The sequence below is a fragment of the Bifidobacterium miconis genome, assembly GCF_019331735.1.
Classification (GTDB): Bacteria; Actinomycetota; Actinomycetes; order Actinomycetales; family Bifidobacteriaceae; genus Bifidobacterium; species Bifidobacterium miconis.
In genome coordinates this window covers 1-24,959 of the sequence record NZ_JAHBBH010000031.1, presented here as the reverse complement: position 1 = coordinate 24,959, position 24,959 = coordinate 1, and the positions used below count along the sequence as shown (strand labels likewise).

The window sequence follows — 24,959 nt, the reverse complement described above, 5'->3', positions numbered from 1 at the left end:
GGACACCCGATCGTACGGTCTTGCCGGAATGTCTCGCACGTTTGGCGCGAGCCGAAGCCGTTCTTCCTGCCACGGCACGTGCCGTTGAACCTCTTGCGGCATGTCTTGTGCGAATAATGCCGGTCACGCCGTCGCGTATCCGACTTGCGGGAACCATTGGTGACAACAAGTCGTCGTCCTCTCTGGTATCCGTCTGTGCCGATTGCGATTCAAGCACGGACCGTGTCGCCTTCACACCACGTTCCAAAACGCTGACGGTTGTTATGCCGGTCGGGCGCGATACTTCGGATTGATTGTTCCTGATGGTGGTTCGTGGCTGTTTCAGCCCGGCCAACACTGGGCCATGGAAGAGTCCATTAACATGACGGACTTTCAAACCATGAATCATGCCGTTCGGCCGAACGAGATTGCGCGTGGCGTGGAATGAGTCGGAGGTGACGGGTCTCATTCGGGCTTCCGATCCTCGAATTTCGTGGTATACAACCGGTAAAGCAGACTATCGGCATCGATACGCCCATCGAACGGTATGAACGCAGTGCCGCTCTTGGCCATGCCCTGACCGGGCTGCACCCCGGTGAAGAACGCCCGCTGCTCATCGGACAGCTTCAGCAGCTCGCACAAGGCGTCGGCATCCGTGGCGGTCTGGTTCAGCAGCAACAGGAAGTCGCTGTTCGCGAGCATCAGACGCGCATCCTGGTTGGCCAGCAGCTCCTCGATGTTCTGCGTAATGCCGGTGGGGCACAAACCCCATTTACGGGCGCGCTTGTACAGGCGCAGGAAGTATTCGGCCGCATACCGGTTCGAGAACAGCAGATGGAACTCGTCCACCCACAGCCAGGTGCGCCGGCCGAGACGGCGATTCCTGACGACCCGGTTCCAAATCTGATCCAGAACGACGAGCATACCGAATGTGCGCAACTCCGCTCCCAGACCGGAAACGTCATAGACCAGGAACCGGCTGGACGTATTCACATCGGTGGCATGGGCGAAGGCGTTCAGACTGCCGGTCGCGTAGATCTCCAATGCTCGTGCCGCATCACGGGCACCTGGCTCATTCAAAGCCGCGAGACGGTCATGCAGGGTGACGAGCGTGGGCATGCCCAGTTCTGGATGCTCCCGCACCTCGCGATACATGCCGATGACCGTACGGTCGATCAGACTGCGCTGCATGCGGTCGATGCCGTCCTGTCCGCCGATCAGCACGCCGAGCATGTTCAGCACGCTCGCACATTTCGACCGGATCGGATCACCCTCGGAATCATCCTCATACTCGATATCCAAAGCGTTGATATGCGCGCGAGACGATTCCCCGATCTCGACTCGCTCGCCGCCAAGACCGGTGCACAACGGCGTGAACTCACGTTCCGGGTCGATGACGATCAGATCATCGTCCGGACGGGTCAGATAGATCTGGGTTATCTCGTTCTTCGCCGCCTGGCTCTTGCCCGAACCGGTCGTACCCAAAACGAATCCGTTGCCGTTCATGCCTTTCGTACGGTCGATGACCACGGGATTGCCGGTGCGGGCGTTCGCCCCATGGAACACCCCGCCCGGCTCGAACAGTTCCTGCGACGTGAACGGCACCAGAATCGCCGCGCTCGATGTGGTCAACGTGCGACGCATCGGCGGCAAAGAATTACCCAACGGCAGCACGGCGTTCAGTCCTTCCACCTGCATGTAGGCCAAGGTCTCGGCCACACACGACTGCCCATCGATTGCGGCCGTCACGTCACGAACCGTCTGGTCCAGTTGCTCGCGACTGCCCGCCGACACGTCCACGATCATGAGGGAATCCACCAGACGGTCGCCGTTATGCTCCAGATCATCACGCAGCTCACCCGCCTGAGTCATGGATTCCTGAAGATCATGAGGCAGCATGTCCTCGGGCAGATGCTGTTTGCGGTTCTTGCGCCGCTCGTCGATGGCCTGCATATCCATTTCGGCGATCGTCCGGTTCACGAGCTTCAACCCCTCGGCCTTGCCCCGCGGGGACAGATGGATGCCGACCGTGATATCCGCCTTGATGTCCGTGATGGACGACACTAGTTGATCGCTCAGATAATCCGGGAAGTCACGCACCAACAGACACTGATGCCACACCTCCGCAGTGCCCGAGCTCAACCGGAGCCGACGGCGATCCGACACATCCACGGCGAACGGGGCCACATAATCCTTCGTGGACATGCCATGCGATTTCAGGAAGCCATCCTCGGTGAACGAGAACCGGACACCGTGCCGCAGCATCCCGTGCAATACCGCCAGACGCGACTGCCGGTTCAAGCGGACGCCGACGCAGCCGCCCACCGACCGCAGTTGCGCCGTGGCACGCAACGCGGCACGGTTCAGCAGCGTGACCGCCCGTTCCCCGTCCCGCTCACGCAACGTCAACGTCAGATACTTGTCCGTCACCGCGCCCTGCGAACGCCCGGCGAGACGCCGACGCACATTGCGGTTGAAGTCCCCGCGCAATCCATCCAACGCATCGCTCCGAAGCGACATGGCGATACTGCGCGTCACCTCCTCGGGATCCAGCATGCGCGTGGCGACCGTGATCTGGACTCCCATGTTCTCGCCGATCGAATTCAGGAAACGACCCCACCGGTCCACGACATCCAGCTGCTGATCCTGGGTCGCGACCTGATAATTGATGTCGCTGATCCGCAGCGACACGCTCCACCGGTCGCCGCCAAGGAACACGATGCCATTGGACAGCATCGAATCATAGCCAAGCAACTCCTTCGACGAACGAGGCATGCGACGATTCCCGGACCGCCTGTTCCCGACCTTTCCATGTCGCTTACCGTTGCCTTTGACCGCCTTGCTGCCACTGATGTCAGACATGACGACGTACCTTCCTTCCCCTGATTCGTCTACGGGCCTTCTCTTTCAACGACGGTTTGCCGGGAAACCTCGCGGGAACATAGGGTTCGAGCAGGTAGACCTTCGGCCCGAAACGCTGACGCAGCATGTATCCCAGATACCGTTCAGGCTTCAGCCCCTTCGGACGCCACCAACCCCACAGCGCGAACGGCAGGCAAACCGCAAACAGCAGATACGACCCCAGATCGGACAAGCCCAACGACCAGAACAACGCCGCCTCACCTCCGCCCAGGACGAGCATGCATGCGGCGGCCGCCAGTTGGCGCCAGCTCAGCCCCCACATCACCTTCGCCTCGACATTGGCGATCTCCTTATATACGCGCATCTGCAACATGAAAGAATCCTTTCCGATTGGGTCCGGTTGTGGTAGGCGGCTACTCGCCGCCGGCTATGGCCCGGCTGACACGCTGACTCACCGCGATCACGAAGAACAGCAGGATGCCCGCCATCATGAGATTGCCGAAGTTGCCCGTCACCCACGCCACCATGCCCTTGTCCGCGGAATCCGGGATCTTCACGGCATCGACCACGACCCGCTGATAGAACACCAGACAGATGAACACGCACACCGCATTCACCGACGTGCGCGCATACGACTTGAAGAAACCCACGCCGATCGGCTTGGTGTCCTCATGCACCAGAAACGCGAATGGCAACGACTGGAACGCCGTCAACGCATACAATTCGATGAACCGCACATACAGCACCACCGTGAACACCACCGACGCCAACTGGGACAACAGCCACGGGATCACCAGCAGAAAGAACAACGCCGCCTGCCCCATCACCCCGGCATCGCGAATCTGGTCACGCATCAGATCACCCAGCTGACCGCCGTCGCCCGTCGCCTCATACGACATCTGAGAAGACACTCCCTGCATGAGGAACTGCGTGACCTGATTGAACATCCGAATGAATAGACTGGCGTTCTGCACGGCGATGAACACCAACGCGATCTTGAACATGGTGCCGGCCACGATCTTCACACCCAGATCACGGTCCGACTCGATGCGCGTCGAGTTACGCGCCAGCTCCAACGTGAACATGACCGCGAGCACCACCGACGTCAGAGGCTTGACGGCGACTCCATGCACGTTCACCGCCAACTGGTAAAGAGCGGGATTCCACGTCTCCGGCGCCTGAGACAACAGCCCGGCCGTAATCGAACCGGCACCTCCGCCGCCGATCATGTTGAGCATGGCTACGATGAAGTCCTCCACGGCAGGCCCCGAATCAGCTCAGCCCAGAGCCACCGCGTTGAAAATCTGCGCAGCCGCGATGATCATGCCTCCACCCACGATCTGCCACAGTCCCGATTGCGTCTGCGGCCCGTTATGATCCTTCAGACCGCCACCGAAGGTAACGGCGCCCCACACCAGCCACAGTCCGCCGCCGATAGTGGCGAACCTGACGAATAACTGAAGCACCTGATTCAACAAATCCACGACGGCCTCCTCTGATGACGATCAAGGAGCCCGACAGGCAACGGTCTCCGTTGACACTCATCGTCAGGGAAAACCGGCGGGATAGCGGCGGACAGATAGATCATGTAGATCATGCAAGACGTAAAGCACATGCGAGACATACGTTCCTTAGACCCAGCCCAGAATCTCCGAGCAGGTTTTCCCGTTTCAGGAGTGAGTTGTGACGAGGTGAGCATAGACGGCTTGTCGTAGGCCAAATCTCTCGGGACTTGCCGAATGTTAATAATGCGTGCTAAAATTTCGGAAAACAATAAAATTGCATAATCGCAGAGAATTGCAGGAAGGTCATGGACCGCATAGAACTCATAAAGCAGCGTCTCGCGCCAATCAACGACATGATTCCCACGAATCTCCCTCTTGCGAAGGGCCGTGCCATGGCAGCCCTTGATGCGTTAGGGGTAAGCCGCAACGAGTACAAAGGACACTATGCGGAAAACTTTCTTGCGGCGCTGCGACAGTTGCTCCTCGAAGATCCAGTTGATGACTGGAAGGTCAGCGGGGCGTCCAACTGCTTGCATCTTATGGATCCCGAGACTCATATGAAACTTAGGTTCATCAAGGAGTTTGCGTTTGGAGGACTGCCTCCGGCAGGTAAGAATCTGCGTCGGACTCAGGCTTGGTGCCAAGAGCCTCTTTCCCTGTTCGACCGATGGGATTCCAACAGCAGGTATCCTCTTGACGGCACAGAGATCGTAGTGCTGTGCTCTCGGGGGCTCTAGCCGTGAGTACGCCGATCGCCGCGGCCGTTGGCGACTGGTTGAGTCGCGCCACGCACGCCGATCCGCCGATCGATCCCGGTGACATCATCCTTCTTCTCACCATCGGCGTGACGGCCGCATTTGCCGTCTGGTATCTGCACCGGCGACTGCGCGGCCGGCCGGACGGTCTGCTCGCCGTATCCACGAGATTCTGGCCGGTCGAGCCGGTTGCGTTTCCGGACACGACGGATGGTGACGGCGAGGATTCCGACGGCGATCCGATCGCCTATCCGATTCACTATATCCAGTTCACTCCCGATGTAGACCGCACGTTCGTCCTGCCGTTGGATGTCTGCATGGCATGGCCGCGGCGATCGCCTCGGAATCCGAGCAGCAGGGCTGGCAGGAGCCCGAGCTGGTGGGGCACGGCCGCCGTCAGCGGTTCATGACGCTGGGCCACCCCATCGTGGCGGGCGACGTGATCCGAGCCATCCCCGAGGCCATCGCCGACGTGATCGCCTGAGAGCCTGAGAGCCGAAGAGCCACATTGCTTGGCTTCCCTCGCTCAGGGAAGCCAAGCATTCTTTTATCCGCAAAACGGTCACACCATCCGGTCGCATCATCCGCCGACCGTCTCAGGCCTCCGGTTCGCCGTTGATGTCGAGACGGTAGCCCATGCCGGTCTCCGTCTTCAGGTATCTGGGCCGCGCGGGGTCCGGCTCGATCTTCTTGCGCAACTGTGAAATGTACAGTCGCAGATAGCCGGTGTCCTTGACGTGCTGCGCCCCCCAGATCGAGGTGAGCAGGTCCTGACGGGTCACGAGCTTGCCGGCATTGCGCACCAGCACCTCGAGCACCTTCCACTCGGTGGGCGTGAGCCGCACGCGCGTCTCGCGCCCCGCTTCCCCGCAGAATACGGCATGGGCGTTGAGATCCACGGTCACGTCGCCGAACCGCACCAGCGGCGTCTCACTTTCCGCCGTGCTCTCCTGCGCGACCCGGCGCAGCAGGGCGCGGATGCGGGCCAGCAGCTCGTCGATGGAGACGGGCTTGGTCACATAGTCGTCGGCACCCGCGTCCAACGCCGCCACCTTCTCACGCGCGTCGGTGCGCCCGGACACCACCAGAATCGGCGCCTCGGCCCAACCGCGCACACCCTGGATCACACCCATGCCGTCCATTCTGGGCATGCCGAGATCCAGCACGAACAGGTCGGGGTGCTCCTCGACCGCCACCGTGATGCATTCGACGCCGTCACGCGCGGTGACGATGTCGTAGCCCTGCGAGTGCAGGGTGATCTTCAACGCCTTGAGAAACTGCGGATCGTCGTCCGCCACCAGAATCTTCATCGGCGTGCCTCCTCTCCCGAATCCGTCATCGACGGGTCCCAACCCGTCGCTCTGTCACCGGCGCCGCCACCGTCGGCGACGGCATCCATCGAGGCCGGTTCCACGCCGGACTGTATGCCGTCCGTGGAATCGTCGTCATACCGTCGTTCATCATCATCCGCTTCCGCAACGTCATGCCGCTCACCGGCGTCAGGCGCGGCATCGGAACCTGACCCCGCGCTCTCCCCAGCGCCGGCGTCAACCGAGGAGTCGGAATCGTCGGAGTCCGCATCCCCCTCATCCCTGCCGCCGTGCATGATGCCGTAGTTGATGAACCGGTCGAGCCCGCGCTCGTCGGACTGCCCGCTGCCCGGCAGCGGCAGGATCACATCGGACACGGCCCCCGAAACGTTCAGCGTGTCCTTGGCGATGATGTCGGCCGGATCAGGTCGGTCGTCGGCCGGAATCGGCTGTCCGACACGCAGCTTCTGGTCGGCCACACGCAGGGTGATCACGATGGTCAGGCCGCCGCCCGGCGTGTCCTGGGGACTGATCGAACCGCCCATCGATTCGACGAACCCCTTCGACAGCGCCATGCCCAGCCCCAGACCGGTGGTGTTGTCCGTGTCGCCGAGGCGGTGGAACGGCAGGAAGATATCATTCTTGCGCGAATCGGGCACGCCGGGGCCCTGATCGGCCACGCGGATCTCGACCACGCCGTTGAACGAGGATGCGGACAGCCGCACCCGCTTGGAGGACGGGGTGAACCGCATCGCGTTGACCAGCACGTTCGACAGCGCGCGGCGAAGCAGGGCCGGATCGGCCACGACCAGCGGTAGGTCGGGGGCGATGTCCAGATCGATGGACCCCGGTCCGATGCCGAGTTCGTCGAACAACGGGATGATCTCCTCGCCCACATCCGTGGCCACCAGCGACAGCGGCAGCGCGCCCTCGCGGATGCGCGAGACGTCGAGCAGGTCGGTGACGAGCTTGGTGAGCTGCTTCAGGCCGTTGGAGGCCACGCTGAGCAGTTCCTTGCGGTCCCGCGCGCTCATCGTGTCGCCCATGCGCTGCAGTCCGGAGACGGCGGCGGTGGCCGAGGCGAGCGGACGGCGCAGGTCGTGGCTGACCGCGTTGAGCAGGCCGGTGCGCACCTTCTCGGCGGCGGCGAGCGGCCCGATCTCGCTGGCCTTGCGCTCCAGATCCTTGTGCTCGAGCACGGTCTGGATCTGCGAGAGGATGGCCAGCAGCATGCGCTGGTCCGACGCCTCGACGGGTTTGCCGTACAGCTTGAGCTCCGGTCCGTCGTCCGACATGGCTATGGTCTCCGGCTCCTCGACGGACACGGCGAGGTCACCGTCGCCGTCAATGGCGGAATCCGTCCTCGTGCCCGGTTCGCCGTCCGAGATGATGACGTGGCCGTCCTGCACGACGCGCACGCAGGAGAATCCGAACGCCTCGCGGGTGCGGTGCACGATGGCCTGAAGCGGATCGTCGCTGCGCAGCACCACCCCGGCCACGCTGGCCAAGGTCTCCGATTCGGCGCTGGCGCGCTGGGCCTGCCGCGCGATGGTGTCGGCGCGGTCCACCACCGCGGAGACGATGACGCCCACGAGCACGTAGAGCACGATGGTCACCATGTCCGAGGCGCGCATCACATGGAAGGTCCCCATGGGCACCGTGTAGAGCAGGTCCAGCACAAGTCCGGAAAGCACCGCGCACACCATGGCGGGCACAAACCCGCCGATCACGGCGGAAACCACCACCAGCAGCTGCAGCACCAAGGCGTCGCGCTGCGCATAGGTGGGCGCGCTGAACTGGTACAGCATCCAACCGGCGAGCAGCACGGACAACACGGCGAACGCGAACCCGGCCGCCCTGCGCCTCCACGCGATAGGATGCCTATTCGAGGAGGGCATCCTGAAGCCCTTGTTGACGAACGAGTGCGTGACGATATGGACGTCGATATCGCCGGATTTCTCGATGATGCCGTTGGGCGTGGAGGGCCGGCCCAGCCAGCGCGAAAGCGCGTTGCGCCGGGAGACGCCGACGATCACCTGCGTGGCGTTGTTCGCACGCGCATAGTCGAGCAGGGCCTCCGAGATGTCCTCGCCGACGATCTGATGATAGGTGCCGCCCAGCTCCTCGACGAGTTCGCGCTGCTTGATGAGCAGGGCGGGATTGGAGCCGGCCAGCCCGTCCTCGGGAGTGACATGCACGGCGATGAGGTCGCCGCCGCCGGACGCCCGGGCCACGCGGGCCCCGCGCCGCAGCAGCTGCTCGCCCTCGGGCCCGCCGGACAGCGCAACGATCACGCGCTCGCGCGTCTCCCATTTGGCGTTGATGTGGTGTTCCTCGCGGTAGGCCTTAAGCGCCTCGTCCACGCGCCCGGCCAGCCAGAGCAGGGCCAGCTCACGCAGGGCGGTGAGGTTGCCGACGCGGAAGTAGTTGCTCAGGGCCGCATCCACGCGGTCGGGCTTGTAGACGAATCCGGCGGCGAGACGCTCGCGCAGGCCTTCGGGCGGCAGATCGACCAGTTCGACCTGGGAGGAGGAACGCAGCACCTTGTCCGGCACGGTCTCCTTCTGGGTGCTACCGGTGATCTCACGCACCACGTCGTTGAGCGATTCGATGTGCTGCACGTTGATGGTGGTGATCACGTCGATGCCGGCGTCGAGCAGGTCCATGACGTCCTGCCAGCGCTTCTTGTGCACCGATCCGGGTGCGTTGGTGTGGGCGAGCTCGTCGACGAGCGCCACCTGCGGATGCCGTTCGATGATCTTGAACAGATCCATCTCCTCGAGCCACATGCCGCGGTAGCGCAGATGCCGCCGCGGCACCATCTCGAGCCCATCGGCGGCCTTGGCCGTGGCGGCGCGACCATGGGTCTCCAACAGGGCGATGACCACGTCCTTGCCGTCCTCCTGCAGGCGATGCCCCTCCTTGAGCATCGCGCACGTCTTGCCCACGCCCGGTGCGGCGCCCAGCAGCACCCTGAACGTTCCTCGTGCCTGTGCCATATCAGCCCCCGTATTCCCAGACATCCCAATACGACTGTATACGATAAACGCCGTCAGGGGTGGCGGCGCGAATGTCCCGCGTCACCACCCCTGACGACCGGCCGCCGCCTGCCACGGCGATCGACGACAACGCATCAGTCGAATCACCGGCAGACCGCATGCCGAATCACTTGAGCTCGTCAAGCGCCAGATTGAGCCGGACCACGTTCACCGTGGACTCGCCGATGAAGCCGAGCCCACGACCGGTGGTGTACTTCCGGACCAGATTCTCGACCTGCTCCTCGCTCAGACCGCGCTCCTTGGCCACGCGCTTGACCTGAATGGCCGCGTATTCGGGGCTGATCTCCGGGTCGAGTCCGGAGGAGGACGCGGTGACGGCGTCGGACGGCACGTCCTTGACGCTCACGCCCTCGCGCTTGGCGATGGTCTTGCGCAGTTCCGTGGTGGACTTGACGAAATCGGCGTCGGCATGGCCCTTGTTGGTGCCGGCGGACGCGGCCGCGTAGTAGCCCTGGCTGTCCTCGTCCTTGTTCGGGTCGGATGCCGCCGAAGGACGGGACTGGAAGTACTGGGGCAGCGCGTCGCCGTTGGCGTCCGTGAAGGACTGGCCGATCAGCGACGAGCCGACGACTTCCCCCTGCGCGTTGGTAATCATCGAGCCGTTGGCCTTGTCGGGCATGCCGAGCTGGCCGATGCCGGTCATCACGAACGTGTAGACGATCACGATGACGGTGAAGACGATCACCGCCTTGAGCCCGGCCCAGTAGGCGCGCAGGTTCAGCGAAATGGTGTTCTTCATGACAATCACTCTTTCCTAATCGCTCTTCGGATCAGAAGCCCGGGATCAGACGGACGAACAGGTCGATGATCCAGATGCCGACGAACGGCGCAATGATGCCGCCCAGGCCGTAGACCTTGAGGTTGCGGCCCAGGATCTTCTCGCTGGCCTCGGCGCGGTACTTGACACCCTTCAAGGCCAGCGGGATGAGCAGCACGATGATGATCGCGTTGAAGATGATCGCGGAGAGCACGGCGGACAGCGAGCTGTGCAGACCCATGATGTTGAGCACGCCCAGACCCGGGAACTTCTCCATGAACATGGCCGGGATGATGGCGAAGTACTTGGCCACATCGTTGGCGATGGAGAACGTGGTCAGGGCGCCGCGCGTGATGAGCAGCTGCTTGCCGATGGCCACGATGTCGATGAGCTTGGTCGGGTCGGAGTCGAGGTCGACCATGTTGCCGGCCTCCTTCGCGGCCGACGTGCCGGAGTTCATCGCCACGCCGACATCGGACTGGGCGAGGGCCGGGGCGTCGTTGGTGCCGTCGCCGGTCATGGCGACGAGCTGACCTTTGGCCTGCTCCTTCTTGATGTAGGCGAGCTTGTCCTCGGGCTTGGCCTCGGCGATGAAGTCGTCCACGCCGGCCTCCTTGGCGATGGCCTTGGCCGTGAGCGGATTGTCGCCGGTGACCATGACGGTGCGGATGCCCATCTTCCTGAGGTCGGCGAAGCGCTCCTTCAGGCCCTTCTTGACGACGTCCTTCAGCTGGACGACGCCGAGCACCTTGGCCTCACCGTTCGCGTGCTGCTCGGCGACGACCAGCGGCGTGCCGCCTTGGCCGGAGATGGCGGCCACGCGGTCATGCAGGGCGTCCCTCACCTCGGTGGTCATGGTGCCGCCTTCCCTGTCGATCCATGCCTCGACGGCGGAGGTGGCACCCTTGCGGATGCGGTCGCCGTTCGGCAGGTCGAGGCCCGACATGCGGGTTTCGGCGGTGAACGGCACTGCCACGGCTCCCGGCACCTCGTCCACGTCGAAGCCGTCGGACTTGGCGAGTGCCACGATCGACTGGCCTTCGGGTGTGGCATCGGCCAGCGAGCTCAATGCGGCCGCCTTGACGATGTCGTCATGATCGATGCCGGGCAGGGCGTGGAATTCGGAGGCCTGACGGTTGCCGTAGGTGATGGTGCCGGTCTTGTCGAGCAGCAGCGTGGTCACGTCGCCTGCCGCCTCGATGGCGCGGCCGGAGGTGGCAAGCACGTTGCGCTGCACCAGACGGTCCATGCCGGCGATGCCGATGGCGGACAGCAGGGCGCCGATGGTGGTCGGGATGAGGCAGACGAGCAGGGCGACCAGCACCGTCAGGCTCACGGAGGCGCCCACCGCGGAGGCCTGCGGGTTGATGCACAGCACCACCACAAGGAAGATGATGGTCAGGGAGCTCAGGAGCACGTCCAGAGCGATCTCGTTCGGGGTCTTTTGGCGGTTGGCGCCTTCGACCAGGGCGATCATCTTGTCGACGAAGCTTTCGCCGGGCTTCTGGGTGATGCGCACCACGATGCGGTCGGAGAGCACGCGGGTGCCGCCGGTCACCGAGGAGCGGTCGCCGCCGGATTCGCGGATGACGGGTGCGGATTCGCCGGTGATGGCGGATTCGTCCACGGAGGCGATGCCGGAGATGATGTCGCCGTCGCCGGGGATGAGCTCTCCGGCGGAGACGACGACCACGTCGCCGAGCTTCAGGTCCGAGCTGGGGACCTCCTCGATGTAGGACGGGCCCTCACCGCGCTCGGGGGCGCGCACGTCAGGGTCGTTCTTCTCGTCGTAGCCCTTGACCAGACGGGCGGGCGTGGTGGTACGGGTCTTGCGCAGCGCGTCTGCCTGCGCCTTGCCGCGGCCCTCGGCCACGGCCTCGGCGAGGTTGGCGAACAGCACGGTGGCCCACAGCACGATGGCCACGATCCAGGTGAAGTAGACCGGCTCGCCATCGGTGAGGGCGGTGTCGAACAGCTGGCACACGCCCAGCAGGGTCAGGAACGCGGCGCCCACCCACACGATGAACATCACGGGGTTGTGCCACATGTTGCGCGGGTCGAACTTGCGGAACGCATCCGGCAGGCTCTTGCCCAGCATCGCGCCCAACGACTGCTCGTTGGACTTCTTGACGTCGTTCGCGATGGAAGTCGCGCCGTTGTTGACGTCGTTCGCGGTTGCGGAAGTCATATCAAGCCACCAAACCTTCTGCCAACGGTCCCAGAGCAAGCGTCGGGAAGAACGTCAGCGCGGAAATCAGGAAGATAACGAACACCAGCAGGACGACGAACAGACCGTTGTCGGTCTTCATCGTGCCGGCGGTCACCGGCACCTTGTCCTGCTTGGCAAGCGAACCGGCCAGCGCGATCACCAGGGCGATCGGCAGGAAACGGCCGATGAGCACCGCCAATCCCAGCGTGGTGTCGAGCCACGGGGTGTCGGCGGTGAGTCCCGCGAAGGCGGAGCCGTTGTTGTTCGCGGCCGAGGTGAAGGCGTAGACGACCTCGGAGAAGCCGTGGTTGCCACTGTTGTTGAGCGACGTGTCGAAGATCGACTGACGTGCGAACGGCACGGCGAAGCTCAGGGAGACGCCCACCACCACGGTGATCGGCATGACGAGGAAGTACAGCGAGGCCATCTTCATCTCGCGCGGGCCGATCTTCTTGCCGAGGTATTCCGGCGTGCGGCCCACCATGAGGCCGGCGATGAACACGGCCACGACGGCCATCACGAGGATGCCGTACAGGCCCGCGCCCACGCCGCCCGGGCTCACCTCGCCGAGCATCATGTTGAGCATGTAGATCATGCCGCCGAGTGCGGTGTACGAGTCGTGCATCGAATTGACGGCGCCAGTGGAGGTCGAGGTCGAGGTGGTGCCGAACAGGCCGGACCACACGATGCCGAAGCGGGTCTCCTTGCCTTCCATGGAACCACCGGTCAGGGAGGTGATCGGGTCGCTGGCGAAGGATTCGGCGGTCACCACGGCGAAGAAGCTGATGCCGAAGATGATGACCATCGCGCCGAGCAGCGCGTAGCCCTGCCGGATGTCGCCGACCATGCGGCCGAAGGTGCGGGTCAGGGCCACCGGAATGGCGAGCATGAGGAGAATCTCGATGAGGTTGGTCCACATGTTCGGGTTCTCGTACGGGTGCGACGAGTTGGCGTTGAAGAAGCCACCGCCGTTCGTGCCGAGCTCCTTGATGACCTCCTGCGAGGCCACCGGGCCCTGCATGATCTTCTGGGTGCCACCGGCGACGGTGTTCACGTCCACGAACCCGGCGAAGTTCTGCGCCACGCCGAGCGCTATCAGGATGATGCCCATGACGATGGAAATCGGCAGAAGGATGCGCATCGTGCAGCGGGTCAGGTCGACCCAGAAGTTGCCGATGGTCTCCGACCTGCGCCACGCGAACCCGCGCACGAGCGCCACGGCCACGGCGATGCCCACGGCCGCGGACACGAAGTTCTGCACGGCGAGGCCGGCGAACTGCACGGTGTAGCCGAGCGTGACGTCCGGCGAATATGACTGCCAGTTGGTGTTGGTCACGAACGAGGCCGCGGTGTTGAACGCGAGCGGGCCCTGCACGTTCGGGAAGCCCAGCGAGAACGGCAGCCACTGCTGCACGCGCTGCAGCAGGTAAAGCACCAGCACGCTCATCAGGGAAAACCCGAGCACACCGCGCAGATACGCCTTCCAGGTCTGGCCTTTCTTGGAGTCAACGCCGACGACCTTGTAGATCCACTTCTCGAAGAAGAGGTCCTTGTCGGTCGTGAACACGTTGAACATGTAATCGCCCAGCGGCTTGTAGATCGCCACAAGGATGATGGCAATCAGCGCGAATGCCATGATCGCAAATACATATACCATGTGATGAACCTTTGATTCCTAAGATCTCTCAAGTACAGTCCGGTATGGTTCAGAACTTCTCTGGCCGGCACAGGGAATAAATCATGTAGGCGATTCCCGCGATAGCCAGCACGACACCCAGCACAGTGAAGAACGTCGTCATAGCTTGTCCACCCACTTTCCGAACAGGTCGAACAGCACGAAGACGACCACCGTGCCCGCAACGTAGGCAACATCTACCCACCAAGGCATGTCATTCTCCTTATCATCGAACAAACCCGGTGCCGTGTTCCGCCTCCCGCTAGGGGCCGCGCGACATCGTCATCGGGTCATTGCGATTCCTCATCGTATGGAGCGAGCGGTCAGGACGAGGCGGTTTTTACGGGTTGCATATGTGCTCGGGGGCTCCGCGCGGCGATTCCTAACGCTTTGCTAACACCGGTTATCCGGCCGGCCCGTACACTGGTTCACGGACCTGAATATATGGAGCTTGTATGGCTGACTGCCCCATCACCGATGTGATCTTCGACTTCTGCGGCGTACTGCTTGATTGGGACACCCGCGCCTGCCTGACCGGACACTTCCCGGACGACGTGGTCGCGGCGATCTGCGCGACCGCATGGACAAGTGCGGCGTGGGCCTGCGCACGGCGTGGTTCATGCGCCGTCGCATCATCGAGTGCATCCAACGCTACAACCCCTCGTTCAACGCCGTCGCCGGCGACCGGGTGGAGATCGACGAGACGTACTTCCGCGACAGCTACAAGGGCTACCGCAAGGGCACCATGCCACGTCCCGCCCGCAAGAGCGGCAAGAAGGCCGCGAAACGCGGCCTGAGCAAGCAGCAGGTGTGCGTCGTCACCGGCATGTGGACGGAAACCTCGGATCGGTTCCTCTGCGATGCCGTTCAGCCCCTTGATGCGGGCAGTTTTCCACGACGTGCAAAGGGGAAACTTATCTTAGCCATGCCGATTGGCGTTCCCGCTGACATGTTCGACAAAATGGCCTTCGATGGCGGCGAAGCCGAAGAGCGCATGGTCCCGCACACCAATACAATCATTAGGGAAAGTAACACACTGGAGACAAAATGAACGATTTCAACCCCGACCGAATCGAACTGGCTCGTGAATGCCGGGGTTGGAACAAGAAGGAATTGGCGGGCATCAGCGGTCTGTCCGCGTCGCGCATCTCCAATTTGGTCAACAGAAAGACTCGATTTACCGAATCCGACGCGGAACGATTGGCCTTCGTAACCGGGTTCCCTATCGGATTCTTTGTGCTCCCCGATCAGTCGGTGCCCGTCGATCAGCTTACGTTCCGTAAGCTGGCCAAGATGAAATCCTCTCTGGCCAATCAGGCCATAACGGAATTTCAACTTCTCCTGGATACAGTGACGAAGCTCGAATCGATGACTCACGCCTGCCCGGAACCTTTGTGGCTTAATGGCATTGCCCCGCGTATAGATCCCTCCCTTGCGGACATAGAACGTCTCGCCGGTGAAGTCCGAACCGTCTGGGGGCTGTCTTCTCACGGGCCGGTGAAGGACGTCACACGCAGTATGGAGAGAAGCGGTATTCTTGTTGTCCCTCTAGCGGCGCCGATTAGCGATTCAACAGCAGACGGAGTCAGCAGCCCCTCCGTTCCTCATGCTAAGCACGTAATCGGATACTTTCCCGAAGAAAAGCCCGGAGACCGACAACGATTCACTGACGCGCACGAGCTCGGGCATCTTGTGCTTCATCGTTTTAGGAGACCCAAGGACCATCGAAGTCTGGAATTTGAGGCCAATGCTTTTGCCGGCGCCCTGCTTATGCCAGAAGAGGATGCACGTGCTTCAATTTCTAAATTCACATCGCTGAATGCTCTTGCAACACTAAAGGCGGAGTGGGGAGTATCCATAGCCGCCCTTATTGCACGTGCCGGTCGATTGGGCATATACGATGCGGAACGGCAAAAATCCTTGAGGATTCAGATGGCGAATCGCAAATGGAACAAGCAAGAGCCGATAGCAGTAAAGAACGAGCATCCGACCCTCTTTAAACAGGTGCTCGCTAGCGCCTTCAGCGACGTACGCGATTACAGACACCCTGCAGTGTCCATCCAAGCCATTGAAGGGTTCCTTGGATTGCCCGCTGAATTAGTGAATCATTGGTGCGGCGATGATTTGCGGCTTGTTGACGGTTTTCCCATTGAGGGCGCGGTTGTCTGACGACTCGTTTAGCCAAAGATGGCTGGAATGCTATCGCAACATTCCAGCCATCTTATGCATTGCCCCCTGTAGGGACGATTGCAGTTTATCAGCTGCCGGTCACTTAAGTGGCTCTTCCGATTTTGGTGTGTAAGGGCCGTGCGGTTTCATTCGGTGTGTGATTGAAAAAGTGAAGGAAACCGCGCGGCTTGGTAACGAGTCTAGCGCGTTCGACGGCCGGGTCCTGCTCGGTCTGGACAGACTGCGCCTGAATCCCGTCTCGCAGAGGCACGTGGTGTCGGGCTCGCGGGCGGGAGTGTGGCTGATCGGCTGCGAGCCGGCGGACGGGACCGCCCGGTATTGCCGGGAATGCGGGGCCATGGGTCGGGTCCGTTCCTCGTGGCGGCGCCGGCTCGCGCACACGCCCGTCGGTCAGCATGCCGTGCACCTGCTGGTGCGGGTCAGACGGTACGAGTGCGTGGCGTGCGCCCGCTCGTGGACCGACGACCTGACCCACATAGCCGACGGGGGACGGCGGCTGACGGACGCGGCCGTGTGGTGGGCGGCGGCGGAGGTGGTGCTGAAGTCGAAGAGCGTGCTCGCCTGCGCGCATGACCTGCACTGCTCGTGGGGCGCGTTGAACCGGGCCGTGTTGGAGAAGGGCGTGAACGTGCTGGCCGCGGACCCGCGCCGGCTGGACGGCGTGGAGTCGATCGGCGTGAACGAGAATGTGTGGCGGCACACCCGCACCGGCAACCGGTACGTGACCGTCATCGTGGACCTCACCCCCAGAAGGACGGGCCGGCCGGCGCGGCTGCTCGACATGGTCGAGGGCAGGAGCGAGAAGGCGTTCGCCCGATGGCTGGAGGAACGCCCGCGATCGTTCCGGGACGGCGTGAGGGAGGTCGCGATGGACGCGTTCGCCGGATACAGGAAGGCCGCCGCGCGCCAGGTGCCCCGCGCCGTGGAGATCCTCGACCCGTTCCACATCGTCAAGCTCGCCGGCGACAGGCTCACCGCAGTGCGCTGCCGGCTCCAACGCGAGGCCACGGGCCGGCGAGGCCGGCGCGACGACCCGCTCTACAAAGGCAGGAGGAACCTATTGAAGACCGCGCGGCTCCGGACCGACAAGCAGCAGGCGCGCATCGACCTGCTGCTCTCCGATCCCGCGAACAAGCCGCTCGCCCTCGCGCACGGTGCCTACCAGAAGATCATCGACTGCTACGCGCAGGAGGACCGCGGGAAGGGACGGGGCATGATGGCCGAACTCATCGAGTCCCTCGCCGTCAGGGGCGCGGCGCCCGGATGCCCCGAACTCGCCACGCTCGGCCGCACCCTCAAACGCCGCATGACGGACGTCCTCGCGTTCTTCGACCACCCCCACGGGACGAACGGGCCCACCGAAGCCATCAACGGACGCCTCGAAACCCTCAGAGGCATAGCCCTCGGCTTCCGCAACCTCGACAACTACATCACCCGAAGCCTGCTCCACACCGGCGGATTCAGACAAGCCATCCAAGCCCACCTCTAAACCACCGCCCATACACACCAAAATGCGAAGAGCCACTTAAGTGTGAGATACCGTCGTCTTGCAAATCTCGGGTTATGCTGTAGTAAAACCCTTTACTAAAGTTTGCGGGGAGGATGTCATGGCCACGCTCAAGGAGGTCGCGGAACGGGCCGGGGTGTCGCAGAGCACGGTGTCGCGCTTGCTGAACGACCCGTCGTTCTCCATCAAGGAGGAGACGCGGCGGCGCGTGCTGCGAGTGTGCGAGGAGCTGGGATACCGCAACGTGTTCCGTCCCGCGATCGCTGTGCTGGACGCCCCTCCGTCCGGGGAGGAGCTGCAGGACGCATACTTCTCCGATCTGCGGAAGGTTCTTGCGGAGTGTGCGGAGTCGATGGAATTGGACCAGCCCACGTTCATCCGGTCCATACATGAGCTGACGGAACGCGCGGCGGAGTTCGATGGGTTTATCACCGTGGGTGCCGCGGTGTTTCCTGAAGCGGACCTGCGCGCCCTGCATGCGGTGCTCCCGCATGGCGTGTGCATCGACACGAATCCGGCACCGCACCTGTTCGACTCCGTACGGCCCGATCTGTCGCAGACGATGCTGGATGCCTTGGACGCGATGATCGCGGCGGGCCGCAGACGCATCGCGTTTCTCGGTGGCGTGGGCAGCATCATGGGCACGCATGACTATCCCGAGGATATCCGCGAACTGTCGTTCCGCCAGTGGGCTGCGCACTTGGGATTGGAAACGGACGGATTGGTGTATTCGTCCGGCACGTTCACCATGGAGAACGGTTATCGTCTCGCGGAGCAACTGGTGGCCGATCATCGTGAGGCCGGCAGCATGCCCGATGGTCTGATCGTGGCCGCCGACGTGCTCGCGGTGGGGGCGTTGCAGGCGTTGAACGCACTGCGCGTGGCGGTTCCCGACGAGTTGGCCGTGGTGAGTGTGAACAACCAGTCAATCGCCCGGTACACGTCGCCGTCGCTGAGTTCGTATGCGATTGATCAAAGGGAGTTGGCCCGTATGGCGTTCTCCACCTTGATTGATGGGTTGAAGCATGAGCGGCGGGTGCGTCGTCACATCCTGCTGACGACCGAGCTGGTGCCGCGCGCAAGCTTCGTCCCTCGGGCATAAGACGTCGTCTCGAAGACGGGCGGCACCGGCGTTGATTTTGCTGGAAGGAATTCCCTACATCATGGGGTTGCCGGCACCGGTGCTACAGCCCCATGATGTAGGGAATCAGCGTGTGCCTCGCAGTTCGCGGACGATGGCGGTGCCGTTGAAGCTGGTGATGGACGGCTCGGTGACGAAGCCCGCTTCGTTTGCATTATTGCAGTCGAACAGGATCGCGCCTGCATCCTCGCCGTTGTTAACGAACATCTCTGCCACGCCGTGGTCATAGAACACCTCCACGCGGGTCACCTGTTCGGTCGCGGAAACGTAATCGAAACCGTCTGTTGGCAGGCCGGTGGTGGTCAGATGCACGGATTGGCCGTCGCTTATGAGCCGCAGCGAAGCTTCGACGGTGGTACCGTCCGGCTGGGTGCGTACGCCGGAGACCAGCGTCATGGAGAACGCTGAGTCGGCCTTGGGATGGATATCCGCATAGTAGGAATGCTGCGGTGCGCTGACCTGCAAGTCGCGGGCGTTGCCCGGCTGATCGTCGATGCCGTCATTCACGAGTGCCTGAGCCGTGCTCAGACTGTCCGAACCGCCGTTCGCCTCAGATACCTCCGAGTTCTGCTCAGTCCCCGGAATCTCACCCAGCACGTCGCCGATCAGCAGATCGTAGACTTCCTCGATCGGGCGTGATGTCAGACGTCCATCAACCACATGCAGCTCGCGCGGCAGGCTCATCGCGCCATTGGCGTAGTCATCGCGTTCGATGCGTACGCCGAACCAGTCGCACAGCCAACCGATGGCGATGCGGCGATCCACGGCGTCGCCGTGCTCATCCGTATGACGGTCGCGGAACGACTGCACCGCGTAATAGCAGGAGCCGAAATCACACCATCCGGTATGGTCCACGCGCAGTCGCGGCGCATCGGCGGTGCTGTCGCTGATGCGGTCGGGAGCGCCGTCAATCGAGCCCGTATACCAGCGGATGGGCTGGAACCGGCCGGTGGCGTCGCGCAGTTTCATCACGGACCCGATCGCCACGGCCGTGCCGTCGAGCGAGAAGGCGTCCGGGCATTCGTAGGTGTACGCCTCGGGCAGGCCGGTCTCGAACAGGAATGGGCCAGCGTAACGCCATTCGGCCTTCCCCAGATCGGTGTCGGTGGCGCGGAACAGCGCGAGCGCCGGCGTACGTGTCAGATCGGGCTGACGCAGGCCGGGCGCGTCGCACGGGCTGTCGGCGAACCAGTACGACGTGCCGGACTTCGGTGCCGGGGCCGAGCCGGGCTCGCCGATTACGGGCGCCTGTTCGGACGGTAGGTTCGTGGCCACCACGATGGTCGGCGTGTCTGCGGATTCGGTGCCATCGAGCAAGGTGTCATCGATCTTCGGGTCGCGGAAGTCGAGCCCCATGTCCTCGGTCGGACGACGGATCACCGTCGTCTCGGGACTGAAGGTCAGTCCGTCAGTGCTGACGGCAGTGGTCTGCGTCTCCACCACGGAACCGGGCTCGCCCCGGCGCTCCCAATGGCGGGTCAGATAGATGCGGATGGCGCTGGCTTCGTCACCGGGCGCGATATGGCCATCGGCGTCCACGGTGACGGCGGAGCCGGAGAACGCGCCGCCTGCAAGCTGCGGATCCGCCGAAAGGTCGGGTTGCGGCAGCAACGCAACCGGTAGGTCCGTCCAGTGCAGCAGATCGCGGCTGACGGCGTGGCCCCAGTGCATGTTGTCCCACTGCCAGCCATACGGGTTGAACTGGTAGAAGAGGTGGTACCGACCTTGGAATCGGCACAGGCCGTTGGGGTCGTTCATCCAGTGCTGGGGCGGCTCGAAGTGCGCGTGTGGACGGTGCGCGGTGGCGCGGGTATCCGGTGTGATGATGCGGATGCCGTGCTCCATCAGGCGTTCGCCGCCGCTCAGATACGCAACGCCCAGTGTGAGGCCGTCAAGATGGAGCGTGTAGCGTTCGCCCGGCTCGAGTGGCAGAATGATGCGTTTACGGCGTTCGGCTGCGGTCAGATGCGCTTCGGTGGACGGCGCATTGGGATTCGAAGGTGTCAGTCGCAGGGTCGCCTGGGCACGACCGTCTCCGGTGTATTCCGCAAACGCCTCGAATGAGGTGTAATCGTCGGCATTGATGGTAATGGTCATGGGAACATACTCCTTGAAGACTGGGGTACGGCAAAATCGTATTCGCCGTCTGGCCTGTCGCAGTTGGGGCGATTCACTTGGATCGACGGGATGTGGGGGTGCGGATATAGATGATGCCGGATGGGTGAAAAAGGGGAAAACCCATCCGGCAAGTGTTGTTTGGTGGCAGCCCGTTATTGGCGAGGTTGCTGCCATGAACGGTTCAGTGGATTGTTTGCGTCACGCGTCGGTCCTGCAATGACGGACTCTCCTTCGGCGCGGCTCAGCGTTTCCTCGCGGCTGTCGTCGCTCGGCTGAGCCTGCAAGCAATCCACTGGATCGTTGGCTTCACGGCTCAGCCCTTGACGCCCGAGGACGCGATGGAGCTGACGAACTGCTTCTGGAAGATCACGAACACGATGATGATCGGCACGGTGATCAGCGAGCTGTACGCCATGATCTGGCCCCACGAAGTGGTCATCTGCTGGAAGTACTGCACGCCGATCATCACCGGACGCAGGTTCTCGGACTGCACCACCATCAGCGGCCAGACGTACTGGTTCCACATCGGCAGGAAGCTCAGGATTACCACGGTGGCGGTGGCCGGGCCGGACAGCGGCATCACGATGCGCGAGTAGATGCGGAACCAGCCGGCGCCGTCCACGCGGGCGGCCTCGTCGAGGTCCTTCGGGATCGTCTCGAAGTACTGCATGTACAGGTACACGGAGAAGGCGTTGGCGATGAACGGCACGATCTGCACGGGTAGCGTGTCGATCCAGCCGCGCGTGAAGTACAGTCCGAACTGATCCACCACCGGGCGCGGCAGCTGGTTGACCCACCACAGCAGCGGGATCGCGTAGGTCTCAAACGGCACCATGAGCGTGGCGAGGATGAACGTGAAGATCACCTTCTTGCCGCGCACTTGAAGGCGCTGGATGGCGAAGGCCGCCATCGAGTTGACGATCACGCCGAGCACCACGGTCACCACGGTGATGATCACCGAGTTCATCAGGAAGGTGCCTGCCGGCACGCGGGTGAACACCTGCGCGTAGTTCTCGAGCGAGATGTGGCCGACCGGCAGGAACGCCTTGACCGAGCCGAGATCGGCCATGATCTCGTCATCGGGCTTGAGGGAGCTGACCACCATGAAGATCAGCGGGAAGGCGAACAGGCATGCGAACAGGATGCGCACGATCCAGCCGCCCACGGACAGTCGGTTGTGCTTGTAAGCCACTTTCCTGGATTCCTTCGCCGCGCGCTTGTCGTGCGCAGCCATAGTCGTTGCGTTGCTCATCATAAATCCTTTGCTTGTCTCTCGTTACTTCTCGCGGGTCAGGTACCGCTGGATGCCGGTGATCACCATGATGATGAGGAAGAACACGAGCGTGATCGCGGAGGCGTAGCCCATCTCCTGCTGCTGGAAGCCGGAGCGCACGGCCTCGAACACCACGGTGGTGGTGGCGTCGCGTGGGCCGCCCTGGGTCATCACGTTGATCTGGGTGAACAGGCTCATCGCGGCGATGGTGATGGTGATGAGGATCATGTTGCGCGTGGAACGCAGGCACGGCCAGGTCACGTTCTTGAACTGCTCCCAGGCCGAGCAGCCGTCGAGCTCGGCGGCCTCGTACAGTTCGCCGGGGATGGTCTGCAGGCCGGACAGCCAGATGAGCATGTGCTGGCCGACCGCCTGCCAGATGGACATCACGATGATCGCGCCCATCGCGGTGCGCGGGTCGTTGAGCCAGTCCACCGCCTGCCAATGGCCGAAGGTGAGCTTGGCTATGACCTGGTTGAGCATGCCGTCGTTCTGGTAGATGAACATCCACAGCAACGAGACCACCACCATGGAGGTCACCACGGGCAGGAAGTAGACCGTGCGGAAGAACACCGAGGAGCGGACCTGCTTGTTGATGAGCACGGCGAGCAGCAGGCCCAGTCCGGCCTGGACCGGCACCACGATCACGGCGAACACCGCCACGTTACGCAGTGCGAACCAGAACGTGGGATCGGAGAACAGTCGGGTGAAGTTCTCGAAGCCGATGAACCGGGTGGGGTTCGGGCTGATCGTGCGGGCGTTGGTGAACGCCAGTCCGAACGCCAGCAGCACCGGGATGCCGATGAACAGCAGCAGGAGGATGGAGGCGGGCAGCAGCATGGCCCAGCCCACGGCGTTCTCGTGGCGCTGCTCGGCGGTCCGGGTGACGCGGCCGGTGTGGCTGGTCGACTTGGCGTGTGTGGTGCGTGTGGAGGTTGCGGTTGCGTTGGTCATGATGATTCCCTCTCAGTTCTTCCGGTAGCCGTCGGCGCCTTGGATGTTGCCGTCGATGTGGTTGACCGCCTTGTCGAGCCAGGTGTCCACGTCGGCGCCGTTCATGATGTCGCCGATGGTCTTGCGGAACTCGGTGGAGATGAAGTTGTAAGCCGGGGTCTCGGGGCGCATCTTGACGTACTTCTTCGAGATCTTGGTGAAGATCTGCATGTCGCCGCCCTTGGAGAACTCCGGGACGAGCTGCTGAGCGCCCGTGGTGGTCGGGATGTTCATGCCGGCCTTGGCCATGGTGGCGATGTACTTGTCCTGCAGGGAGAAGCGGATGTAGTCCTGTGCCGCGGCCTTGTTCGGGCAGGACTGGGTCATGCCCACGGTCCAGGAGCCGCCGCCGGTCACCGAGCCGTGGCCGAAGTCGGCCATCGGCATGACCACGATGTCGTCGTAGTCCTTGGCGTACTTCTGGAAGGTGCTCATCGACCAGATGCCGCCGTAGAGCAGTCCGGACTTGTTGTTCACGAAGTCAAGCGCGGTATCCGAGCCGCCCTTGGAGGAGATGTAGCCTTTGGCCACGAGGTCTCGCATCCAGTGGGCGAACTCCTTGCCCTCCTTGCCGTTGAGCACTCCGTCGGAGCTCTGGTAGTCCTTGCGGTTGACCAGATCGCCGCCGAAGGACTGCAGGATCGGGCCGAAGGCATAGGCGTACCATTCGCTCTTGTTGTCGGCGGTGCCGATTTCGAACGGGTAGGTCCATTCGCCGCTGGCCTTGAGCTTGGCGAGGGCGTCGTTCATTTCGGTCTTGGTCCACGGCTCGTCGACTGTGGCCACGCGGATGCCGAGCTTCTTGAGCACGGACTTGCGGGCGAAGAGGGCCACCGTGGCGTCGAAGTAGCCCACGGTGTACAGATCGCCGTTCCAAGTGCCCTTGCCGGATTCCATGAGGTCGCCGGCGCGCTCGAGCAGTGCCTTGTCGGTCAGCGGTTCGAGGATACCGGCCCATGCCCAGTACGGGGTGTTGGGTTGGTCCACGTCCACCAGACAGGGCAGGTTGTTGGCCGAGGAGGCGGAGATGATGGAATCGTTGTACGAGCTCTGTGGGAAGGACTGCAGTTTGACGGTAGCCTTCTTGTCCGGGCTGGCGTTGTAGTCCTTGATGATCTGCTGGACGCCGGCAAGCTCGGCTTCGCTGCCGGCCGTGTGCGTCCATATGGTGATCTCGTTGGCGTTGGCCTTCGCCGCCGCGCGTGCCGCCTCGCCGCAGCCGCCCACGGTCGCAAGGCTCGCTATGGCGAGTGTCGCGGCGAGGGCCCTGACGACCGTGCGTCTTGTGGTGCGGTGCCTGTTGGTATGGGGCATGGTGCTCCTCCTTCTTTCTTGTTTCTTCCTTGAAAAGGTGTGACGGGGAAGTGCTGTGGTGGCCGCCCCGAGGGGGCGAACCGGTTCGATTCCGGTGTGTGCGGAATGGGATGGGGCGCGACGAACTGCTCTCGGCGTGTTGCTGGTGTTTCGCCGCTTGCCGCCGTTGCGTGTTGCTTGCTGTTTGCCTCACTACGAGATGGGCTACTGGGCCGTGGGCAAACTGGTCTCGATGATCGAGGACATGACGGTCTCGCCGTTCCCGAAGGAAGGCTACCCGATCGACCGCGTACCGCTGCCATCGCTTGAGGA

At 62.9% G+C, this 24,959-nt stretch carries 19 protein-coding genes and 1 pseudogene; 7 read left to right on the top strand and 13 right to left on the bottom strand.

What is annotated here, in order from left to right; translation table 11 throughout:
* Positions 1–444 precede the first annotated feature (444 nt).
* Genes KIH79_RS09765 through KIH79_RS09750 form a run of 4 tightly spaced genes read right to left on the bottom strand, consistent with a single transcriptional unit; the run spans position 445 to position 4,325 of the window.
* Positions 445–2,841, bottom strand: a complete 2,397-nt coding sequence (locus KIH79_RS09765; protein WP_219059205.1) for a VirB4-like conjugal transfer ATPase, CD1110 family — start codon at positions 2,839–2,841, stop codon at positions 445–447.
* Positions 2,834–3,214, bottom strand: a complete 381-nt coding sequence (locus tag KIH79_RS09760) for a PrgI family protein (RefSeq protein WP_219059204.1) — start codon at positions 3,212–3,214, stop codon at positions 2,834–2,836. Before KIH79_RS09760 ends, KIH79_RS09765 begins: the two co-directional genes overlap by 8 nt.
* 40 nt (positions 3,215–3,254) lie before the next feature.
* Entirely contained in the window at positions 3,255–4,100 is an 846-nt protein-coding gene (locus KIH79_RS09755; RefSeq protein WP_055427678.1) for a VirB6/TrbL-like conjugal transfer protein, CD1112 family, read from the bottom strand.
* A gap of 18 nt (positions 4,101–4,118) precedes the next feature.
* Positions 4,119–4,325 (bottom strand): hypothetical protein, encoded by a 207-nt coding sequence (locus tag KIH79_RS09750; RefSeq protein ID WP_025263185.1) that lies wholly within the window; start codon positions 4,323–4,325, stop codon positions 4,119–4,121.
* 326 nt (positions 4,326–4,651) lie between these two features.
* Between KIH79_RS09750 and KIH79_RS09745 the strand changes: the two genes are divergently transcribed.
* On the top strand, positions 4,652–5,083 hold the full coding sequence (locus tag KIH79_RS09745) for a hypothetical protein (RefSeq protein WP_169240064.1): 432 nt from the start codon (positions 4,652–4,654) through the stop codon (positions 5,081–5,083).
* A gap of 340 nt (positions 5,084–5,423) precedes the next feature.
* Positions 5,424–5,585 (top strand): hypothetical protein, encoded by a 162-nt coding sequence (locus KIH79_RS09740; RefSeq protein ID WP_169275834.1) that lies wholly within the window; start codon positions 5,424–5,426, stop codon positions 5,583–5,585.
* Positions 5,586–5,697: 112 nt separating this feature from the next.
* Here the strand turns inward: KIH79_RS09740 and KIH79_RS09735 are convergent, their stop codons facing one another.
* The 5 genes from KIH79_RS09735 to kdpA form a co-directional block, all read right to left on the bottom strand.
* Positions 5,698–6,411, bottom strand: a complete 714-nt coding sequence (locus tag KIH79_RS09735; RefSeq protein WP_169240062.1) for a response regulator — start codon at positions 6,409–6,411, stop codon at positions 5,698–5,700.
* Complete coding sequence (locus tag KIH79_RS09730; protein ID WP_219059203.1) at positions 6,408–9,410, bottom strand: ATP-binding protein; 3,003 nt, start codon at positions 9,408–9,410, stop codon at positions 6,408–6,410. Before KIH79_RS09730 ends, KIH79_RS09735 begins: the two co-directional genes overlap by 4 nt.
* Before the next feature lie 166 nt (positions 9,411–9,576).
* On the bottom strand, positions 9,577–10,209 hold the full coding sequence (kdpC, locus tag KIH79_RS09725) for a K(+)-transporting ATPase subunit C (protein WP_169240060.1): 633 nt from the start codon (positions 10,207–10,209) through the stop codon (positions 9,577–9,579).
* Positions 10,210–10,240: 31 nt separating this feature from the next.
* Positions 10,241–12,415 (bottom strand): potassium-transporting ATPase subunit KdpB, encoded by a 2,175-nt coding sequence (gene kdpB / locus KIH79_RS09720; protein ID WP_169240059.1) that lies wholly within the window; start codon positions 12,413–12,415, stop codon positions 10,241–10,243.
* 1 nt (position 12,416) lies between these two features.
* Positions 12,417–14,093, bottom strand: a complete 1,677-nt coding sequence (gene kdpA / locus KIH79_RS09715; protein ID WP_169240058.1) for a potassium-transporting ATPase subunit KdpA — start codon at positions 14,091–14,093, stop codon at positions 12,417–12,419.
* 473 nt (positions 14,094–14,566) lie between these two features.
* On the opposite strand from kdpA, the pseudogene KIH79_RS12965 reads away from it, so the two are divergent.
* The 5 genes and pseudogenes from KIH79_RS12965 to KIH79_RS09695 all read left to right on the top strand — a co-directional run.
* A pseudogene (locus KIH79_RS12965) lies at positions 14,567–14,686 on the top strand (HAD family hydrolase); the annotation flags it as partial.
* 20 nt (positions 14,687–14,706) lie between these two features.
* On the top strand, positions 14,707–15,162 hold the full coding sequence (locus tag KIH79_RS13255; RefSeq protein ID WP_169275821.1) for a hypothetical protein: 456 nt from the start codon (positions 14,707–14,709) through the stop codon (positions 15,160–15,162).
* Positions 15,159–16,280, top strand: a complete 1,122-nt coding sequence (locus KIH79_RS12955) for an XRE family transcriptional regulator (protein WP_169240056.1) — start codon at positions 15,159–15,161, stop codon at positions 16,278–16,280. The genes KIH79_RS13255 and KIH79_RS12955 overlap by 4 nt, the downstream gene beginning before the upstream one ends.
* 223 nt (positions 16,281–16,503) lie before the next feature.
* Entirely contained in the window at positions 16,504–17,790 is a 1,287-nt protein-coding gene (locus KIH79_RS09700; protein WP_205832477.1) for an ISL3 family transposase, read from the top strand.
* 118 nt (positions 17,791–17,908) lie between these two features.
* Positions 17,909–18,910, top strand: coding sequence for a LacI family DNA-binding transcriptional regulator (locus KIH79_RS09695; protein WP_169275836.1), 1,002 nt, complete (start codon positions 17,909–17,911; stop codon positions 18,908–18,910).
* A gap of 105 nt (positions 18,911–19,015) precedes the next feature.
* On the opposite strand, the gene KIH79_RS09690 is transcribed toward KIH79_RS09695, so the two are convergent.
* The 4 genes from KIH79_RS09690 to KIH79_RS09675 form a co-directional block, all read right to left on the bottom strand.
* Positions 19,016–21,241, bottom strand: coding sequence for a glycoside hydrolase family protein (locus tag KIH79_RS09690; RefSeq protein ID WP_219059202.1), 2,226 nt, complete (start codon positions 21,239–21,241; stop codon positions 19,016–19,018).
* 139 nt (positions 21,242–21,380) lie between these two features.
* Entirely contained in the window at positions 21,381–22,319 is a 939-nt protein-coding gene (locus KIH79_RS09685) for a carbohydrate ABC transporter permease (protein ID WP_236023786.1), read from the bottom strand.
* Between the two features lie 24 nt (positions 22,320–22,343).
* A complete protein-coding gene (locus KIH79_RS09680; RefSeq protein WP_236023785.1) occupies positions 22,344–23,294 on the bottom strand; it encodes a carbohydrate ABC transporter permease in 951 nt (316 codons plus the stop codon).
* A 12-nt stretch (positions 23,295–23,306) separates the two neighbouring features.
* On the bottom strand, positions 23,307–24,647 hold the full coding sequence (locus KIH79_RS09675; RefSeq protein WP_169275838.1) for a sugar ABC transporter substrate-binding protein: 1,341 nt from the start codon (positions 24,645–24,647) through the stop codon (positions 23,307–23,309).
* Between the last annotated feature and the right edge of the window lie 312 nt (positions 24,648–24,959).

What these genes read in the sequence shown, in the direction of transcription:
- KIH79_RS09765 (WP_219059205.1), bottom strand. Translation starts at nt 2,841, where the DNA reads ATGTCTGACATCAGTGGCAGCAAGGCGGTCAAAGGCAACGGTAAGCGA.
- KIH79_RS09760 (WP_219059204.1), bottom strand. Translation starts at nt 3,214, where the DNA reads ATGTTGCAGATGCGCGTATATAAGGAGATCGCCAATGTCGAGGCGAAG.
- KIH79_RS09745 (WP_169240064.1), top strand. Translation starts at nt 4,652, where the DNA reads ATGGACCGCATAGAACTCATAAAGCAGCGTCTCGCGCCAATCAACGAC.
- KIH79_RS09740 (WP_169275834.1), top strand. Translation starts at nt 5,424, where the DNA reads ATGGCCGCGGCGATCGCCTCGGAATCCGAGCAGCAGGGCTGGCAGGAG.
- KIH79_RS09735 (WP_169240062.1), bottom strand. Translation starts at nt 6,411, where the DNA reads ATGAAGATTCTGGTGGCGGACGACGATCCGCAGTTTCTCAAGGCGTTG.
- KIH79_RS09730 (WP_219059203.1), bottom strand. Translation starts at nt 9,410, where the DNA reads ATGGCACAGGCACGAGGAACGTTCAGGGTGCTGCTGGGCGCCGCACCG.
- kdpC (WP_169240060.1), bottom strand. Translation starts at nt 10,209, where the DNA reads ATGAAGAACACCATTTCGCTGAACCTGCGCGCCTACTGGGCCGGGCTC.
- kdpB (WP_169240059.1), bottom strand. Translation starts at nt 12,415, where the DNA reads ATGACTTCCGCAACCGCGAACGACGTCAACAACGGCGCGACTTCCATC.
- kdpA (WP_169240058.1), bottom strand. Translation starts at nt 14,093, where the DNA reads ATGGTATATGTATTTGCGATCATGGCATTCGCGCTGATTGCCATCATC.
- KIH79_RS12955 (WP_169240056.1), top strand. Translation starts at nt 15,159, where the DNA reads ATGAACGATTTCAACCCCGACCGAATCGAACTGGCTCGTGAATGCCGG.
- KIH79_RS09695 (WP_169275836.1), top strand. Translation starts at nt 17,909, where the DNA reads ATGGCCACGCTCAAGGAGGTCGCGGAACGGGCCGGGGTGTCGCAGAGC.
- KIH79_RS09690 (WP_219059202.1), bottom strand. Translation starts at nt 21,241, where the DNA reads ATGGCAGCAACCTCGCCAATAACGGGCTGCCACCAAACAACACTTGCC.
- KIH79_RS09685 (WP_236023786.1), bottom strand. Translation starts at nt 22,319, where the DNA reads ATGAGCAACGCAACGACTATGGCTGCGCACGACAAGCGCGCGGCGAAG.
- KIH79_RS09680 (WP_236023785.1), bottom strand. Translation starts at nt 23,294, where the DNA reads ATGACCAACGCAACCGCAACCTCCACACGCACCACACACGCCAAGTCG.
- KIH79_RS09675 (WP_169275838.1), bottom strand. Translation starts at nt 24,647, where the DNA reads ATGCCCCATACCAACAGGCACCGCACCACAAGACGCACGGTCGTCAGG.